Source organism: Streptomyces uncialis, from assembly GCF_001905345.1.
Lineage (GTDB): Bacteria > Actinomycetota > Actinomycetes > Streptomycetales > Streptomycetaceae > Streptomyces > Streptomyces uncialis.
Genome location: NZ_LFBV01000010.1, coordinates 442,447 through 460,134 on the forward strand (window position 1 = coordinate 442,447; position 17,688 = coordinate 460,134).

Genomic DNA, 17,688 nt, shown 5'->3' on the forward strand with positions numbered 1-17,688 from the left:
CGGGTCAGGTGTCGCGGCAGATGAGGAGCAGCGCGCGGTCGTCGTTGACGTCCTTGGCGACGGCTTCGATGAGGTGCCAGGCCGCGCCGCGGAAACCGCCGGCCACATAGCGGTCGGCCTCGCCGGTCAGCCGTCCGATGCCCTCTTCGAGGTCGCGTTCGGAGGTCTCCACGAGGCCGTCCGTGAACAGCATCAGGACGTCCCCGGGGCGCAGCGAGCCCTTGAGGGGGTCGAACTGCGCGCCGTCGTAGACCCCCAGCAGCGGGCCTTCGGCGGCCTTCTCCTCCCAGCGGCCGGAACCGGCGCTGAGCTGGATGCCCGGTGGGTGGCCCGCCGAGTAGAGCTCGTAGTCGCCGGACTCCAGGTCGAGCACCAGATGGATGGAGGTCGCGAAGCCCTCGTCCCAGTCCTGGCGCAGCAGATAGCCGTTGGCGGCGGGCAGGAAGTCGTGCGGGGGGAGCGAGCCGAGCAGTCCGCCGAATGCGCCGGAGAGCAGCAGGGCGCGGGACGCGGCGTCCATGCCCTTGCCGGACACATCGGTGAGGACGACCTCCAGGCTGCGTCCGCCGCCGGTGCGGGCGGCGACGACGAAGTCGCCGGAGAAGGACTGGCCGCCGGCGGGTCTCAGGGCCATCTCGCGGTGCCAGCCGCGTGGCAGGGAGGGCAGTTTGCTCTGGACGCGGATGCGTTCGCGCAGGTCGAACAGCATCGTGCCGCCGCGTCGCCAGGGCACGCCGACCCGGCTGCGGAACTGGGCTATGAGCAGGCCGAAGAAGCCGCACGCGGCGACGACGAGGACCACTCCGGGGGTGACCCTGGCCGGGCCCTCGGCATAGGGGCCGAGCCGGACGGACTCCACGATGAGGGCGGTCGCGGCGGCCGCGTACAGCGCGAGGAGGCTCGCGGGGCGCAGCAGCAGGCCGCCCGCGACGATGGGCAGGACCAAGGCGGCCGGGGAGAACCACACCGAGTTGACGAGGGTGCCCGCGGCGATCAGCGGGACGGTGAGCATCAGACCGGCCAGCGCGATCCAGTCGGAACCGTCGCCCCGGAAGTAGTCGACCCCTGATTTGCGCACGCCGACGCGGACCCGGTGGAGCTGCTTCCTCATCCGGGCCGGGAACGTCTCTGCTTCCGCTCGTCGTCGTGCCATCGCACCCGGACCCTATCCAGCGGGTGGGCTCGGGCGCACGGGAGGTCCCTCCCGGCGGCACGACGGGACCAGGAAAAGCACAGGTGAACCCCCCTTTCGCACAGGCCGTCGGCAGACCTGTGGAGCGTCGGCGCAGGCCCGGTCCCGGCGGACCGGAATCCGTTCGCTCATCCTGCTTCGCCCTGATAGGCATGTCTACATGACGACAGAGCTGCGGGTATTGCACCCGGACGACTGGGATGTGTGGTTCGCCACACTGGAACGGGCTTTCGGTGGCGCGGCCGAAGCGCCTGAGGAGCGTGCGCTGTGGAAGGCGCTCACCGAGGCGGAACGTTCCCTCGGGGTATGGGACGGCGACACGTGTGTGGGGACGACGGGGGCGTTCAGTTTCCGGCTGACCGTGCCCGGTGGCGCGCTGGTGCCGGCCGCGGGCGTGACCATGGTGACGGTGGCGGCGACGCACCGGCGCCGGGGGGTGCTGTCGTCGATGATGCGGCGGCAGTTGGACGACGTCCGGGCGCTGGGTGAGCCGCTGGCCGTGCTGACGGCGTCGGAGCCGGCGATCTACGGCCGGTTCGGGTACGGGATCGGCAGTCATCAGCTGACCGCGAGCATCGACACCGCGCGCGTGACGCTGTCCGTGCCGCCGGAGGCCGACGGGGTGCGGCTGCGGTTCGCGGTACCCGCGGACGTCCAGGAGGAGTGCGAGGCGGTGTACGCGCGGCAGGTCGCCGGGCGGCCGGGGATGCTGGCGCGCGGCGCGGGCTGGGAGCGGCTGCCGCTGCTGGACCCGGAGTCGGGGCGCGGTGGCGGTTCGCCACTGAACTGCGTGGTCGCGGAGCGGGACGGCCGGATCGTCGGGTACGCGCGCTTCCACACCAAGCCGGAGTGGGCGGACGCCGGGCCCGAGGGGGTCGTCACCCTGCGGGACCTGGAGGCGCTGGACCCGGGGTCGTACGCGGCGCTGTGGCGGTTCCTGTTCAACATCGACCTGATGTCGACCCTGGTGGTGCGCAACCGTCCGGTGGACGACGCCTGGCAGCATCTGGTGTCGGACATCCGGCGCTGCCGGCTCGGGGTGCGGGACGTGCTGCATGTGCGGCTGGTCGACGTGGGCGCGGCGCTGGAGGCGCGGACGTACCGGACGCCGGTGGACGTGGTGTTCGAGGTGACGGACGACTTCTGCCCCTGGAACGCGGGGCGTTGGCGGCTGACCGGCGACCACAAGGGCGCGACCTGCGAGCGGACCGGGGACGCCGCCGATCTGGAGCTGTCGGTGGCCGAGTTGGGCGCCGCCTATCTGGGCGGTACCGGTCTCACGGCGCTCGGCGCGGCGGGCCGGGTGCGGGAACTGCGTGAGGGTGCCCTGGCCGAGGCGGACACGGCCTTCGGTTCGTCCGTGGCGCCCTGGCTGCCGCACGGCTTCTAGCGGACGCCCTCACGGCCCCAGGGGCCGGAGGGCCGCCGGAAAGGCCCCGGAAAGCCCCTCAGCGGTCTTCTGGGGCCTTTCCGGCCGTCGGCTGACAGGTGGGACACCAGAAGAGATTACGGGCGGCGAGACCGGCGGTGCGGATCTCGCCGCCACAGATGTGGCAGGGCTGGTTCGCCCTGCGGTAGACGTACACCTCGCCGCCGTGGTCGTCGACGCGCGGCGGACGGCCCATGGCCTCCGGGAGGTGTTCGGGGCGCACGGTGTCGATGCGGTTGTTGCGGACGCCCTCACGCATCAGGTCCACCAGGTCGGCCCAGACGGCGTCCCATTCGGCGCGGTCCAGGTCCCGGCCGGTGCGGTAGGGGTCGATGCCGTGCCGGAAGAGGACCTCGGCGCGGTAGACGTTCCCGACGCCCGCGACGATCTTCTGGTCCATCAGCAGCGCGGCGACGGTCACCCGGCTGCGGGAGATCCGCGTCCAGGCCGGACCGGGGTCGTCGTCGCGCAGCGGGTCGGGGCCCAGCCGGTCGTGTATCGCGCGCTTCTCGCCGTCGGTGATCAGGGCGCAGGTGGTGGGCCCGCGCAGATCGGCGTAGGCGTCGGCGGTGGCGAGCCGGAGCCGGACGGTGGCGGTGGGCGGCGGGACGGGGGCCGTGCCGAAGTCGAGCCTGCCGAAGAGCCCGAGGTGGATGTGGACCCAGCGGCTCTCACCCGCCCCGGGGAAGCCGAGGAACAGATGCTTGCCGTGCGCCTCGGCTCCGCTCAGGGGGCTGCCGTCCAGCAGGGCGGCGCCGTCGGCGAACCTGCCCTGGGGGCTGCTGACCCGGAGCGCCCGGTCCAGGAAGCGTTCCCGGTGGTCGCGGGCGAGTCGGTGGATCGTGTGCCCTTCCGGCACGAGCACGGCTCCTCGGGTCCTCGGGGACGTGGGACAGGACGGGCGGGGCGGCGGGGCGTGGGATCTCCGCCCGGCACCCGACGGGTACCGGTGCGCGCCCGTGAAGGGGCGCCCGCCGCGCGAGGGGGCGGGCGCCGCCGGGTGTTACGGCTGCGGGTGGTGGGCGGGGACCGGCGGGAGGTCGCCGGTGGTCTCGTACGCCGAGAGCATGTCGATACGGCGCTGGTGGCGGGCCTCGGCGGAGAACGGGGTGCCCAGGAAGATCTCCACGAACTTCGTGGCCTCCTCCGTGCTGTGCATCCGGGCGCCGACGGCGACGACGTTCGCGTCGTTGTGCTCGCGGCCGAGGGCGGCGGTCTGCTCGCTCCAGGCCAGCGCGGCGCGTACACCGGCGACCTTGTTCGCGGCGATCTGCTCGCCGTTGCCGGAGCCGCCGATGACGATGCCCAGGGAGCCCTCGTCGGCCGCGGTCCGCTGGGCGGCCCGCAGACAGAACGGCGGGTAGTCGTCCAGGGCGTCGTAGACGTGGGGCCCGCAGTCGACGGGCTCGTGGCCATGGGCCGTGAGCCACTCGACGAGGTGGTTCTTCAGTTCGTAGCCGGCATGATCCGAGCCGAGGTACACGCGCATGGCCCCGAGTGTGGCATGCCGCCGGGTGGGCAGACGCGCATGGGTCGGGATGCAGGTCCCGCGCTCCCCGGCGCGGCTCCTGTCCCGTGCTCGTCCCGCGCCCGGCGCGCGGGTCCGTGAACCGAGACAAGGATCGTCCATGGCATCGCAGCACCACCTCGCGAAGGCAGACGAGAACGACGAGAACAGCAGAGCCCGCGGCGACGGCGGTCACGGCGGCGCGGCGGCCGGCACCGGAGCCGGAAGCGGAACGGGAGCCGGGGCGGGGACGGCCGCGCCGGACGCGGCGCGCGGCGGGCCCGGCGCGCCAGGGAACGCGCCCCCGGGCTCCGGCACACCCCGAAGCGCCCCCTCCCCCGGCGGCCCCGGAGGTCCCGGCGGCGGACCGGCGGCGGGCGGGGAGCTGAAGGCCGGGCTCAAGAACCGGCATCTGTCGATGATCGCCATCGGCGGGGTCATCGGCGCGGGGCTGTTCGTCGGCTCCAGCGCCGGGATCGCCGCCGCCGGGCCCGCGATCCTGGTGTCGTACGCCCTGGTCGGCACGATGGTCGTGCTGGTGATGCGGATGCTCGGCGAAATGGCCGCCGCGCGCCCCGCGTCCGGGTCGTTCTCCGAGTACGCGGACCAGGCGCTCGGCCGCTGGGCGGGGTTCTCCATCGGCTGGCTGTACTGGTTCTTCTGGGTCGTGGTGCTGGCCGTGGAGGCCACCGCCGGGGCCGTGATCCTGAACGGCTGGATGCCCGCGGTACCGCAATGGGCCTGGGCGCTCGCGGTGATGGTGGTGCTCACCGCGACCAATCTGGTGTCCGTCGGCTCCTACGGCGAGTTCGAGTTCTGGTTCGCCGGGATCAAGGTCGTCGCGATCGGCGGGTTCATCGTCGTCGGACTGCTGGCCGTGTTCGGGCTGCTGCCCGGCTCCGACAACCCGGGCGCCGGATTCGCCCATCTCACCGACACCGGGGGCTTCCTGCCGAACGGCTGGGGGTCGATCCTGACGGGCATCCTGATGGTGGTGTTCTCGTTCATGGGCAGCGAGATCGTGACGCTCGCGGCCGGTGAGTCCCAGGACCCGCAGCGGGCCGTCTCCAAGGCCACCAACAGCGTGATCTGGCGGATCGGGTTCTTCTACCTGGGCTCCGTCCTCGTGGTGCTGACGCTGCTGCCGTGGAACGACCCGTCGATCACCGACGAGGGCTCCTACGTGGCCGCGCTGAACTCGATCGGCATCCCGCACGCCGGTGAGGTCATGAACGTGATCGTGCTGACCGCCGTGCTGTCGTGCCTGAACTCCGGCCTCTACACGGCGTCCAGGATGGCGTTCTCGCTGGGCCGCCGCGGGGACGCCCCGGCCTCGTTCGCCACCACCACCACGAGCGGGGTGCCGCGTCCGGCGATCCTCGGCTCGGTCGTGTTCGGGTTCGTCGCGGTGTTCTTCAACTACCTGTGGCCGGACACCGTGTTCGCGTTCCTGCTGAACTCCTCCGGCGCGGTGGCGCTGTTCGTCTGGCTGGTCATCTGCTGCACCCAGCTGCGGATGCGCCGGGTGATCGAACAGGAGACCCCGGAGAAGCTCGTCGTCCGTATGTGGCTGTTCCCGTATCTGACCTGGGCGACGATCGGCATGATCGTCTTCGTGCTCGTCTACATGCTGTTCGACGACGTCGGGCGCGAGCAGGTGCTGCTGTCGCTGCTGGTGGCCGCCGTGGTCGTGGCGATCGCCGTCGTCCGGGAGCTGCGCGGCCGGCGCACCGCCGGACACGCGGACCGCGAATCCCACGACCTGTCCGGGAAAACCTGACGGGATCTGTCAGGTTGGGACGGGAGCGTCTCCTCGTCAGCGCGGGGCACCACACAGCCGGTGCCCCGCCGGTAACCACGGAGGGCCTTGTCGTGACCTTGCGGAACGTCGGCACGAACGGTGTCGTGCTCGGAGCGCGGGACAGCGCGTACGCGCGGGAGACCAGCGGATTCCAGACCGGATTCACCCAGCGGCCGGAACAGGTGCGCCCGGTGGCGTCCGTGGCGGAGGTGGTCGGCGCCATCACCCACGCGCGCGAGGCGGGCCTGCCCGTGCGGGTACGGGCCACCGGGCACGGCACACCCGGGAACAGCGAGGGCGGGATGCTGATCAGCACCCGGCGGCTGGACGAGGTACGGATCGACCCGCACGCGCGCGTGGCGCGGATCGGGGCGGGCGCGCGGTGGAGCCAGGTCATCGAGGCCGCCGCCCCGCACGGCCTGGCCCCGCTGAGCGGGTCGTCACCCGGGGTGGGCGCCGTCTCGTACACCCTCGGCGGCGGACTCGGGCTCCTCGGGCGCTCCTGGGGCTACGCCGCCGACCATGTCCGGTCCGTCGACCTCGTCACCGCCGGGGGCGAGCGGCTGCGGGTCACCGCGGACAGCGAACCGGAGCTGTTCTGGGGGCTGCGCGGCGCCGGGCACGGCTTCGGCGTCGTCACGGCCCTGGAGACGGGCCTGGTGCCCGTCACCCATGTGTACGGGGGCGGGCTGTCCTTCGACGGACGGGAGACCGACCCGGGCGCGCTGCTGCGGGCCTGGACGGGATGGACGGCCGGTCTGCCGGACGCCATGTCGTCGACGTTCGCCGCGCTGCCCTTTCCCGACGCGCCGATGCTCCCGCCCGCGCTGCGGGGCCGCTACACGATCACGGTGCGCGTCGCGTACACGGGTGACCCGGAGGAGGGCGCCCGGCTGATGGCGCCGCTGCGCGCGGTGGGCCCGGTCACCGAGGACACCCTGCGCACGATCCCCTACACCGGGAGCGGCCACATCCACGACGAGCCCGACACCCCGCACGCGTACTACGGCGACAACGCCGTGGTGCGGGACCTCGACCCGGCGGCCGGCGCGGAACTGCTGGCGCTCACCGGACCCGACGCGCCCGGGATGACGATCACGCAGATCACCCATCTGGGCGGCGCCCTCGGCCGGGAGCCCGCCGTGCCCAACGCGGTGCCCTACCGGGAGGGCCGGTTCCTGGTGCGGCTGCTGTCGATGCTCCAGGGCACCGACCCGGCGGCCGTCCGCGCGCACTACGCGCGCGTGCTGCCGCTGCTCGCCCCGTCGGCCCTGGGCCGCTCGCTGAACTTCGCGTTCGGGGACGCGGACGGCGACGGCCACGAGGAACGCGCGCGGGCCCTGTACGGGGCGCACGCGCGCGGGAGGCTCGCCGGGCTGAAGAAGACGTACGACCCGACGGGCCTCTTCGTGGGAAGCCGTCACCTGGACGGCTGAACGGGAGTGGTCCGACGGTCCGGGGCTGCGGTCCAGGTCGGCGGTCCGGCCCCGCGTCCCGGGGTGGCGGTCCCGGTCAGCGATGTCCCGGGAAGCACCGACCCCGGGGCACTGCTCGGGATCGGTGCTCGCTCGGGATCGGTGCTCGGGTCAGCGCTTGGCGAGGCGCCAGGCGGTGGGCAGCGCGCCCATCGCCAGGGCCGCCTTGAGGGCGTCACCGATCAGGAAGGGTGTCAGGCCCGCGGCGACCGCGCCGGTCAGCGACAGCGGAGTGCTCGCGGCCAGGTACGGGACTCCGACGGCGTAGATGATGGCCGAGCCGATCACCATCGTGCCCGCCGTGCGCAGCACCGAGCGGTCGCCGCCGCGGCGGGCGAGGGCGCCCACGACGGTCGCGGCGAGCAGCATGCCCAGCACATAGCCGAACGTCGCGCCGCCCGCGCCGGAGGTGCCGTTCGCGAACCAGGGCATGCCCGCCATGCCGACGAGCGCGTACAGGGCCAGCGCGAGGAAGCCGCGGCCCGCGCCGAGCGAGGTGCCGACGAGGAGCGCCGCGAAGGTCTGGCCCGTCACGGCCACCGGCGAGCCGGGGACCGGGACGACGAGCTGGGCGGCGATCCCGGTGAGCGCGGCGCCGCCGACCACGAGGACGGCGTCCCGGACCCGGGCCCGGGCCACCGAGGAGGCGGGGAGGAGGTCGGCGAGGACCTCGCCGGGGCGGACGGAGATGGGTGCGGTGCTCAACGGGGCTCCCCGGTGCTGGCGACGGTTCGGAACACGGCGACGCTATCCCAGGGGTCGCGCGGCGATCACCGTCAGCGGCCGACAAGGGCGTCACCGGGCGTTGGTGCGGTCTCCACAAAGCCCCTGCGGGAATCCCGGGGTCAAGGTGACACTGGTCACTGCGGTGCTGTGGAGTCCCACCAAAGCGCCCCCGGAGGACGGCCGTCCGGGACGCGCCCCGGCCGCGGGCCCGGCCCCCGTCGGCCCCCGGGCCGGGTCCGCGCGACCGGGCCCGGTCCGGCTCCCGTTCGGCTCCCGTCCTCCTACCCACCGTCCCCGTCCGCGCTCCCATCGGCCCGCGGGCGGAGGCCGGTTCCCGCCGCCGCCGGGACTCCACCGGCTCCCGTCCGCCCCCCGGTCGGCCATCGGGCCGCACCCGCCCCACGCGCGCTTCGCGGGGATCTCCGCACGCCCCCCGCACGCGTGTGCGGGCCCTCCACACCCTTCACGCTCCCCCCTCACCCCGGTTCCGCCGACGCCTTGGGCGCGCCACGCTTGTACGTCACACTGATGGCTCCCCCACCACCCCCACCTCACGGAAGTCCCTCACACCATGGCTCGAACAGGCGCCGACGCGCGCGTGGAATCAGGTCCGGATCCGGCCGAGGGCGCCGGTGCGGCGGGCCCCGGGAAGGCGCCGGACGGGGCGCTGGGGCACGGCCTCAAGCAGCGCCATCTGTCGATGATCGCCCTCGGCGGGGTGATCGGCGCGGGTCTCTTCGTGGGCTCCGGGGCCGGGATCGCCGCGGCGGGTCCGTCGATCGTGGTGGCGTACGCGAGCTCCGGGCTGCTGGTGATGCTCGTGATGCGGATGCTGGGCGAGATGTCGGCGGCGTATCCGTCGTCCGGGTCGTTCTCGGCGCACGCGGAGCGCGCCATCGGCCCCTGGGCGGGCTTCACCGCCGGATGGGCCTACTGGGTGCTGCTGTGCACGGCCGTCGGCCTGGAGGCCATCGGGGCCGCCTCGATCGTCACCGGGTGGCTGCCCGGCACCCCGCAGTGGGCGTGGGTCGCGCTGTTCATGGCGGTGTTCTGTCTGTCGAACCTGGCGGCGGTGCGCAACTTCGGTGAGTTCGAGTTCTGGTTCGCCGCGCTCAAGGTCGGCGCGATCGCCCTCTTCCTGATCCTGGGCGCCCTGGCCATCGCCGGACTGCTGCCCGGGACGGACGCCCCCGGCACCTCCCATCTGACCGGCGACGGCGGATTCCTGCCGAACGGCACCGAGGGACTGGTGATCGGACTGCTGGCGTCGGTGTTCGCGTACGGCGGGCTGGAGACGGTGACCATCGCGGCGGCCGAGTCCGAGGACCCGGTGCGGGGTGTCGCGACGGCGGTGCGGACCGCGATGTGGCGTATCGCGCTGTTCTACATCGGGTCGATGGCCGTGATCGTCACCCTGGTGCCGTGGGACGACAAGAACATCGTCGACAAGGGCCCCTATGTGGCCACCCTCGACACCCTGGGCATCAGCGGCGCCGGACAGATCATGAACGTCGTCGTCCTGGTGGCCCTGCTGTCCGCGATGAACGCCAACATCTACGGCGCCTCCCGGATCGCGTACTCGCTCGTCGCGCGCGGGCAGGGGCCGAAGGTGCTGGGCCGGGTGACGGGGCAGGTGCCCCGGGTCGCGGTGCTGGCGTCGTCGGTGTTCGGGTTCCTGTGCGTGCTGCTGAGCTACTGGCGGCCCGACGACATCTTCAGCTGGCTGCTCAACATGATCGGGGCGGTGATCCTGGTCGTCTGGATCTTCATCGCCGTCTCGCAGCTGATGCTGCGGCGGCGGATCGAGCGGGAGGAGCCGGAGCGGCTGACCGTGCGCATGTGGGCGTACCCGGGGCTGACCTGGGTCTCGCTGGCGGCGATGGCGGGCATCTTCGTCCTGATGGCCCGCCAGCCGGGCACCCGGGTACAGCTGTACTCCACCGGGGCGATGGTGCTGGCGCTCGCGCTGGGCGGGTACCTGTGGCAGCGGCTGCGCTCCCGCGCGGGGCGCGAGGAGTGATCCGGCAGGCCGGTCGTTCCTGAAGTGAAGGGGGTCCCCATGGGGCCCCCTTCGGCTTTGCCGTGCGGTCCGCGCGATGCGCCTACGGCGCCGTCGCACAGAGTCCCGCCGTGCTCCGTTCGCCGGACGGGGGTGGCCCTGCGTCCGCGTTTTACTGCTGGTAGCGTGCAGATGCAAGTACATTGCAATAAGAGGTCAGAGGGGACCGCGATGGCCGTCTACACACTTCCCGAACTGCCGTACGACTACTCCGCGCTCGCGCCGGTGATCAGCCCCGAGATCATCGAGTTGCACCACGACAAGCACCACGCCGCGTACGTGAAGGGCGCCAACGACACCCTGGAGCAGCTGGAGGAGGCCCGGGACAAGGACCAGTGGGGCTCCATCAACGGCCTCCAGAAGAACCTGGCCTTCCATCTGTCGGGCCACATCCTGCACTCCATCTACTGGCACAACATGACCGGTGACGGCGGTGGCGAGCCCCTGTCCGCCGACGGCGTGGGCGACCTCGCCGACGCGATCGCCGACTCGTTCGGCTCGTACGCCAACTTCAAGGCGCAGCTGACCAAGGCGTCGGCGACGACGCAGGGCTCCGGCTGGGGCGTCCTCGCCTACGAGCCGGTGAGCGGGAAGCTGATCGTGGAGCAGGTGTACGACCACCAGGGCAACGTCGGCCAGGGCTCGACGCCGATCCTCGTGTTCGACGCCTGGGAGCACGCGTTCTACCTCCAGTACCGCAACCAGAAGGTCGACTTCATCGACGCCATGTGGGCGGTCGTCAACTGGCAGGACGTGGCCAAGCGCTACGCCTCGGCCAAGCAGCGCGTGGACAACCTCATCCTGGCGCCCTGACGGCACGTCCGCAGCGCGGCGCGCGCCGCACCCCGGGTCAGGGCCGCTTCCGGGGCAGGCGCACCCAAGATCCTGCTCGTGATCGTCTTCTCACCGATCCACCGGGCAGGTGAAGTAACGGAAGGTCCCGCGAGGACATGACTCGCGGGGCCTTCCGCGTTTCCGGTGAGCGATGCCGGGGCGTTCCCTGGTGAGCGGGACCGGTCGGTGATCCGGTCGGCGATCCGGTCGGTGATCCCGGTGAGCGTTCCCGGGGCGCGTTCCCGGGGCGCGTTCCCGGGACGCGTTCCCGGGGTGCGGGGAAGCGGCAGGTCAGGGCCGGTTGTCAGACCCCGGTGGCACGCTTGGGGGCATGGACAAGACGGAGTTCTGGGACCTGGTGGGGCGGGCCCGCGCCGATGTGGCCGCGCGGGCGGTACCGGCAACGGGTGGCGGGTCGGCGCCGGGCAGCGGGTCGCGGCCGGGTGACGGGTCAGGGGCCGGCAGCGGGTCGGGGGCTCGGGCGGACGGGGAGGGTGGTGGAGCCGGGCGGCCGGACACCCGTGCGGTGGCCGACCGCGTCGCCGAACTGCTGGCCGAGCGGCCCGCCGAGCACATCAGCGCCGCCCAGCAGGTCCTGTGGGACCTGATGGCCGAGTCGTACCGGGCCCCGCTGTGGGCCGCCGCGTACACGGTCAACGGCGGCTGCTCGGACGACGGCTTCGACTACTTCCGGGCCTGGCTGATAGGCCAGGGCCGTGAGGTGTTCGAGCGGGTGGTGGCCGACCCGGACGCGCTGGCCGGGCTGGACGCGGTACGCGAGGTGGCCGGCAGCTGGGCCGACCTGGAGTGCGAGCGTGTGCTCGGCGTCGCGTGGGACGCGCACCACGCGGCCACCGGCGAGCAGCTGCCCGCGACATGGAGCGTCAGCTACGCGCCCCTCGACCCCGACTGGTCCTTCGACTTCGACGACGAGCGGGAGATCGCCCGCCGACTCCCGGCGCTCGCCGCGCTGTTCTTCAAGGACGGGACCGATGAGGCCGATGGAACCGCCGAGGGCGACGCGACCGGGAGGACCGACGACCGTGACGGCACCGGCGCGGCGCCGGAGGAGGACGGAGGCGCGCGGTGACGGGAGCGGGGCGGTGACCGGCGGGGGGCGTCGGTACGGAGTGCGGTGCCGCCGCGTGAGCCACGGGGTGCGGCGCCGGTTCGAGGTACGGCGCCGAGGGGAGGCGGCGGGCCCCGGACCGGGGTGCGGGGCCCGCCGCCTCAGAGGTGTCAGTCGAAGACCGGGCCCTGGGTGCGGGTCCGCTTGATCTCGTAGAAGCCGGGAATGGACGCGACCAGCAAGGTCCCGTCCCACAGCTTCGCGGCGTCCTCGCCCTTGGGCGACGGGGTGACCACGGGACCGAAGAAGGCGACCTGCTCACCGTCCGCGCCGGGGACGGCGATGACAGGGGTGCCCACCTCCTGGCCGACCAGGTCGATGCCCTCCTTGTGGGAGGCGCGCAGCTCCGCGTCGAACTCGTCGGACTCCGCGTAGTCGGCGAGCGACTCCGGCAGCCCGGCGTCGGCCAGCGCGCCGAGGACCGCCTCACGGTTCGGGCCCTCGCCCCGGTTGTGGAAACGGGTGCCCAGCGCGGTGTACAGCCGGCCGACGACCTCGTCGCCGTGCTTCTGCTGGGCGGCGATCACGACACGCACCGGGCCCCACGCCTGCCGGATTCCCTCGCGGTACTGCTCGGGGAGCTCGTCGAGCTTGTCCTCGTTGAGCACGGAGAGGCTCATCACATGCCAGCGCACCTCGACATCCCGCACCTTCTCGACCTCCAGCATCCAGCGGGAGGTCATCCAGGCCCAGGGGCATATGGGATCGAACCAGAAGTCGACGGGAGTCTTCTGCGACGTCTCAGCCATGTCTCTCCTCAGCGCCCGAAGGCGCGCACACGTGGGTAGGGACTGCACTCATCTGTGAAGAACACCACAGGTCACCCAGGGCATTCCCGGTCGGCGGACCCTGGTGGGGCGCCCCCTCCGGGCACGGGCGCCCATGGCAGGATCGACCACCGGGTGCCGGGACCAGCGCGTACCGGGACCAGCGAGTGACCAGCACGTACTCAGACCAAGCGAGCCACAAGGGAGTGCCGCCCGTGCCCGGTGAGAATCTGTCCCGTGACGAGGCCCAGGAGCGGGCCGCGCTGCTGTCCGTCGACGGTTACGAGGTCGCCCTCGACCTGCGCTCCGCGATCGGGGACGCGGAGGACGGGCCGCGCACGTTCCGGTCCGTGACCACGATCCGGTTCCGCTGCGCCGAGCCCGGCGCCACGAGCTTCGCGGACCTCGTCGCGCCCCAGGTCACGTCGGTGTCCCTCAACGGCAAGGACCTCGACCCGGGCGCCGTCTTCGACGGTTCGCGGATCGCGCTGGAGGATCTCGCCGAGGAGAACGAACTGGTGGTTGACGCGCGTTGCGCGTACAGCCGCACCGGTGAGGGCATGCACCGCTTCGTCGACCCGGAGGACGGCGAGGTCTATCTGTACACGCAGTACGAGCCCGCCGACGCGCGCCGGGTGTTCACCACCTTCGAGCAGCCCGACCTGAAGGCCCCGTTCCGCTTCGAGGTACGGGCCCCGGAGGGCTGGACGGTGTGGGGCAACGGCGCCGGGGAGCAGGTGGACGGGGTCTGGCGGTTCGCGGAGACCAAGCCGATCTCCACGTACATCACGGCCGTCGTGGCCGGGCCTTACCACTACGTGACGGACAGCTACAGCCGGACGTTCGCGGACGGGACGACGCTGGAGATCCCGCTGGGCGCGCTGTGCCGCAAGGGCCTCGCCAGGCACTTCGACGCGGACGACGTGTTCCTGGTGGCGAAGCAGGGCCTGGACTTCTTCCACGACCACTTCGACTACCCGTACCCGTTCGGCAAGTACGACCAGGCGTTCGTCCCCGAGTACAACCTCGGCGCGATGGAGAACCCGGGCTGTGTGACCTTCCGGGAGGAGTACATCTTCCGGGGCAAGGTGACCCGGGCGGCGTACGAGGCGCGGGCGAACGTCATCCTGCACGAGATGGCGCACATGTGGTTCGGCGACCTGGTGACCATGCGGTGGTGGGACGACCTGTGGCTGAAGGAGTCGTTCGCCGACTTCATGGGCGCGTTCTCGATGGTCGGGGCCACCCGGTTCACCGACGGCTGGATCACCTTCGCCAACAACCGCAAGGCCTGGGCGTACCGCGCGGACCAGCTGCCGTCCACCCATCCGATCACGGCCGACATCCGTGATCTGGAGGCCGCCAAGCTGAACTTCGACGGGATCACGTACGCCAAGGGCGCCTCCGTCCTCAAGCAGCTCGTGGCGTACGTCGGTCAGGACGCGTTCCTGGAGGGCGCCCGCCGCTACTTCAAGCGGCACGCGTACGGCAACACCGAGCTGAGCGATCTGCTGACCGTGCTGGAGGAGACCTCCGGCCGGGACATGACCGCTTGGTCGCGCGCCTGGCTCCAGACCGCCGGGCTGAACGCGCTGACCCCGCAGGTGCTGCTGACCGCCGAGGGGCGGATCAGTGAGCTGGCGGTGCTCCAGGAGGCCCCGGAGGCGTATCCGCAGCTGCGTCCGCACCGGATCGCGGTGGGGCTGTACGCGCGCGAGGACGTGAGCGGGGAGCTGGTGCGCTACGCGCGCGCCGAGGTCGATGTCGACGGGCCCCGGACCCTGGTTCCGGAGCTGGTCGGCGAGCGCGCCCCCGAGCTGGTGCTGGTCAACGACGACGACCTCACGTACTGCAAGATCCGTTTCGACGAGAACTCCCTGGAGACCCTGCGGGAGCGGCTCGGTGACCTGACCGACCCGCTGGCGCGGGCGCTCGTGTGGTCCGCCCTGTGGAACCTCACCCGGGACGCGCTGATGCCCACCCGCGACTTCGTCGACCTGGTGCTGCGGTTCGCCGGGCGGGAGACCGACATCGGGGTGCTCCAGATGCTGCACACCTGGGTGCGCTCGGCGGTCACCCACTACGCGGCGCCCGAGTGGCGTGCGGAGGGCGGCGCCGCGCTGGCGCAGGGGGCCGTGCGGGAGCTGCGTATCGCCGAGCCGGGCAGTCAGCACCAGCTCGTCTGGGCGCGTTTCCTCGCCGCGACGGCCTGCGCCGACACCGAACTCGGGCTGCTGGCGGGACTCCTGGACGGCACCGCGCGCATCGACGGCCTCGACGTCGACCAGGAACTGCGCTGGGCGTTCCTGGAGCCGCTGGCCACGTACGGGGCGGTCGGTGAGGACGCGATCGCGGCGGAACTGGCCCGGGACGACACGGCGTCCGGGCGGCGCCACCAGGTGCGGTGTCTGGCCGCGCGACCCCTCGCGGAGGTCAAGGCACGTGCCTGGGCCGACGTGGTGGAGTCCGACACGCTGTCCAACGCGCTGGTCGAGGCGACCATCGCCGGGTTCGCCCGCCCGTCGCAGCGGGAGCTGATCGCGCCGTACACGCCGAAGTACTTCGCCGCGATCGAGCGGGTGTGGGCCGAGCGGTCCATCCAGATCGGTATGGACGTGGTGCGGGGCCTGTTCCCGGGTGTGCAGGGGGACAAGGCGACGCTGGACGCGGCCGACGCGTGGCTCTCCGAGCGGGCCGACGCGGCTCCCGCGCTGCGGCGGCTGGTGCTGGAGGCGCGGGACGACCTCGCGCGGGCACTGCGGGCGCAGGTGTGCGACGCGGGGGGTGTGGGCGCGGGTCTGTGACCTTGTGACCTCGGGGGTGCGGGCGCAGCTCTGTGACGGGGGTCGCCCGTTCACCGGGTGCCGGTCTTCCCCGTCCCCGGGTCGGTCACGGGTGGCCCCCGGGTGGTCGCGGGCGGCGGGTGGTTGTTCGGGGGGCCGTCCCGCGCCCGGGGCGGGTGCCCCCGTGCGCCCGCCTTTCGGGTGCGGGTCGCCCGGGGGATCGCACGGCGGCCGGGGACTCCGCGCCGGGACCCTGTCCACCGCCGCCCACCGGCCCGCCGCCGGGCGTGCGCGGGGGTGTTCGCGCCGGGACCCGGCGGTCCGGGTGTCAGGCTTTCGGGGGGCGGGGGTTTCGGCGGGGATCGGACGGGCCCGAGGGTGGTCTTGTCCTGAAATGCCGACAGATACGTAACAGGGGTTCAAGGGGTGGTCGATGGTGGGGAGATTGCGGCCATGAACCACAACGCCCCGCTCTCGCCCCGCGCCCCTCAGCTCCCCCACCTCCGCGGTGCCGGTGATGTCCGGCTCCGCGTCCTGAGCGCCGCGCAGTTGCGGGTGCGCGGGGTGAGCGCCGCGGAGACCAACGCGCGGTGCCGTCCGGGCGGGGTCTGGCAGCAGTACCTCCCCGGTGTGTACCTGCTGCACCAGGGCCCGCCCACCAGCGAGGAGCGGCTGCACGCGGCCCTGCTGTACGCGGGCCGTCCGGTGGCCCGGAGCGGGGTGCCCGTGCCGGTGGCCCGGGGCGGGGTCCCCGTCCAGCCCGCCGCGCAGGAGCCGCCGGAGCAGTCCGAGCGCGGGGAGCGCGGCGGGGACGCGCCGCCGTACGGGGAACCGGCGCCGTACCGGGACGCGTTGGTGACCGGCGCGGCGGCTCTCGCGCTGTACGGGTTCCGTGGCGTGGCCGCGCTGCCGGCGCTCGACCGGTTCGACGTGCTGGTGCCCCGGACCCGCAGGCTGCGGTCGACGCCGTCGGTGCGGCTGGTGCGGACGGCGGCGCTCCCGACGGCACGGACGGTGGACGGGGTTCCCTTGGCCCCCGTGGCCCGGGCGGTCGCCGACGCCGTCGCGCAGCTCACCGACGGGGGCACGGTCCGGACCCTGCTCACCGAGGCGGTCCGGGACGGGCACTGCGAACCGGCCTCCCTGGTGCGGGAGCTGACCCAGGCGCGGTTGCTGTCGCGTCCGTACGTGGTGGACGCGGTGGACGCGCTCCTCGCGGAGGGGCGGTCGGTGGCGGAGGACCGGCTGTACCGGATGGTGGCGGAGTACGGGCTGCCCGAGCCGGTGTGGAACGTGGATCTGCGGATTCCGGACGGTCCGTATCTGGGCGCGGTCGACGCGTTCTGGCCGGAGCACGCGGTCGCCGTGGAGCTGGACACCCGGGCGCCGCGGCCCGGGGGGCGTCAGGACGGGGCGGCGGAGCAGGCGGAGTGGGCCGAGTACGCGCGGCGGCGGGACCACCTGGAGCGGCTCGGGATCACGGTGGTGCATGTGACGCCCCGCAAGTTGCGGGACGGGTTGGAGCAGCAGGCCACGGTGGTGCGGGCCGCTCTGGCCGCGGCGGGGGACCGGGAACCTGCGGCTTACGTCGCGGTTCTCCCCCGTTGAGTGCCTTGGCCGGCGCCCCTGGGTTTCTTGTGCGGGGCGGACTTCGTTCCTGTGCCGTCGCTCGGCTTCGTAGGTCTGTCCGGCGGGGCGTACTTCGTTCCTGTGCCGTCGTTCGTGGGGTGCGCAGTTCCCCGCGCCCCTTTGGGGCGCCTTCTGCCGGTTGTTCGGGTCGGTGCCGGTCGGGATTCTCCGTCCTCGATCCGACACGCTCGGTACGACGTCCAGCGGAGCTACTGAAGAGCATCGGAGTCTGCGGGCAGAGATTCCCGCCCACCCCCTCCCGCAGCCATGCGACTGCGCGAAGAGGATGGTCCAACCCCGCCCCCGCAGACGGAGAACAGCCCCAGGAGGGCGCCCCCAAAGGGGCGCGGGGAACTG

At 72.8% G+C, this 17,688-nt stretch carries 13 protein-coding genes; 8 read left to right on the forward strand and 5 right to left on the reverse strand.

Features of this window, described 5'->3' with window-relative positions; genetic code table 11:
- Positions 1 to 4: 4 nt before the first annotated feature.
- A complete protein-coding gene (locus AB852_RS32200; protein WP_073793730.1) occupies positions 5 to 1,153 on the reverse strand; it encodes a PP2C family protein-serine/threonine phosphatase in 1,149 nt (382 codons plus the stop codon).
- Between the two features lie 199 nt (positions 1,154 to 1,352).
- Here AB852_RS32200 and AB852_RS32205 point away from each other — a divergent pair, with 199 nt between their 5' ends.
- The gene (locus AB852_RS32205; RefSeq protein WP_073793731.1) at positions 1,353 to 2,582 is read left to right on the forward strand and encodes a GNAT family N-acetyltransferase; all 1,230 of its coding nucleotides are present in this window, start codon (positions 1,353 to 1,355) and stop codon (positions 2,580 to 2,582) included.
- A 58-nt stretch (positions 2,583 to 2,640) separates the two neighbouring features.
- On the opposite strand, the gene AB852_RS32210 is transcribed toward AB852_RS32205, so the two are convergent.
- A complete protein-coding gene (locus AB852_RS32210) occupies positions 2,641 to 3,480 on the reverse strand; it encodes an Fpg/Nei family DNA glycosylase (RefSeq protein ID WP_073794315.1) in 840 nt (279 codons plus the stop codon).
- Positions 3,481 to 3,624: 144 nt separating this feature from the next.
- Positions 3,625 to 4,110 (reverse strand): ribose-5-phosphate isomerase, encoded by a 486-nt coding sequence (locus AB852_RS32215; protein ID WP_073793732.1) that lies wholly within the window; start codon positions 4,108 to 4,110, stop codon positions 3,625 to 3,627.
- 139 nt (positions 4,111 to 4,249) lie between these two features.
- Here AB852_RS32215 and AB852_RS32220 point away from each other — a divergent pair, with 139 nt between their 5' ends.
- Both AB852_RS32220 and AB852_RS32225 read left to right on the forward strand, forming a co-directional pair.
- Entirely contained in the window at positions 4,250 to 5,908 is a 1,659-nt protein-coding gene (locus tag AB852_RS32220; protein WP_245876995.1) for an amino acid permease, read from the forward strand.
- A gap of 92 nt (positions 5,909 to 6,000) precedes the next feature.
- Positions 6,001 to 7,365: an FAD-binding oxidoreductase gene (locus tag AB852_RS32225; RefSeq protein ID WP_342748513.1), complete on the forward strand. Its 1,365-nt coding sequence runs from the start codon at positions 6,001 to 6,003 to the stop codon at positions 7,363 to 7,365.
- A gap of 150 nt (positions 7,366 to 7,515) precedes the next feature.
- Here the strand turns inward: AB852_RS32225 and AB852_RS32230 are convergent, their stop codons facing one another.
- A complete protein-coding gene (locus tag AB852_RS32230; protein WP_073793733.1) occupies positions 7,516 to 8,109 on the reverse strand; it encodes a biotin transporter BioY in 594 nt (197 codons plus the stop codon).
- A 592-nt stretch (positions 8,110 to 8,701) separates the two neighbouring features.
- Between AB852_RS32230 and AB852_RS32235 the strand changes: the two genes are divergently transcribed.
- The 3 genes from AB852_RS32235 (at position 8,702) to AB852_RS41530 (ending at position 12,113) form a co-directional block, all read left to right on the forward strand.
- Entirely contained in the window at positions 8,702 to 10,150 is a 1,449-nt protein-coding gene (locus tag AB852_RS32235) for an amino acid permease (RefSeq protein WP_079185072.1), read from the forward strand.
- Positions 10,151 to 10,360: 210 nt separating this feature from the next.
- Positions 10,361 to 11,002 (forward strand): superoxide dismutase, encoded by a 642-nt coding sequence (locus tag AB852_RS32240; protein WP_073793734.1) that lies wholly within the window; start codon positions 10,361 to 10,363, stop codon positions 11,000 to 11,002.
- 352 nt (positions 11,003 to 11,354) lie between these two features.
- Positions 11,355 to 12,113 carry a DUF4240 domain-containing protein gene (locus tag AB852_RS41530; RefSeq protein WP_079185073.1) on the forward strand — a complete coding sequence of 253 codons (759 nt, stop codon included), beginning with the start codon at positions 11,355 to 11,357 and terminating at the stop codon, positions 12,111 to 12,113.
- Between the two features lie 149 nt (positions 12,114 to 12,262).
- Here the strand turns inward: AB852_RS41530 and AB852_RS32250 are convergent, their stop codons facing one another.
- Positions 12,263 to 12,901 (reverse strand): DsbA family oxidoreductase, encoded by a 639-nt coding sequence (locus tag AB852_RS32250; RefSeq protein WP_073793736.1) that lies wholly within the window; start codon positions 12,899 to 12,901, stop codon positions 12,263 to 12,265.
- A gap of 233 nt (positions 12,902 to 13,134) precedes the next feature.
- Here AB852_RS32250 and pepN point away from each other — a divergent pair, with 233 nt between their 5' ends.
- Both pepN and AB852_RS32260 read left to right on the forward strand, forming a co-directional pair.
- Positions 13,135 to 15,723: an aminopeptidase N gene (gene pepN, locus AB852_RS32255; RefSeq protein ID WP_073793737.1), complete on the forward strand. Its 2,589-nt coding sequence runs from the start codon at positions 13,135 to 13,137 to the stop codon at positions 15,721 to 15,723.
- A gap of 432 nt (positions 15,724 to 16,155) precedes the next feature.
- Positions 16,156 to 17,310, forward strand: coding sequence for a hypothetical protein (locus AB852_RS32260; protein ID WP_073793738.1), 1,155 nt, complete (start codon positions 16,156 to 16,158; stop codon positions 17,308 to 17,310).
- Positions 17,311 to 17,688: the final 378 nt, after the last annotated feature.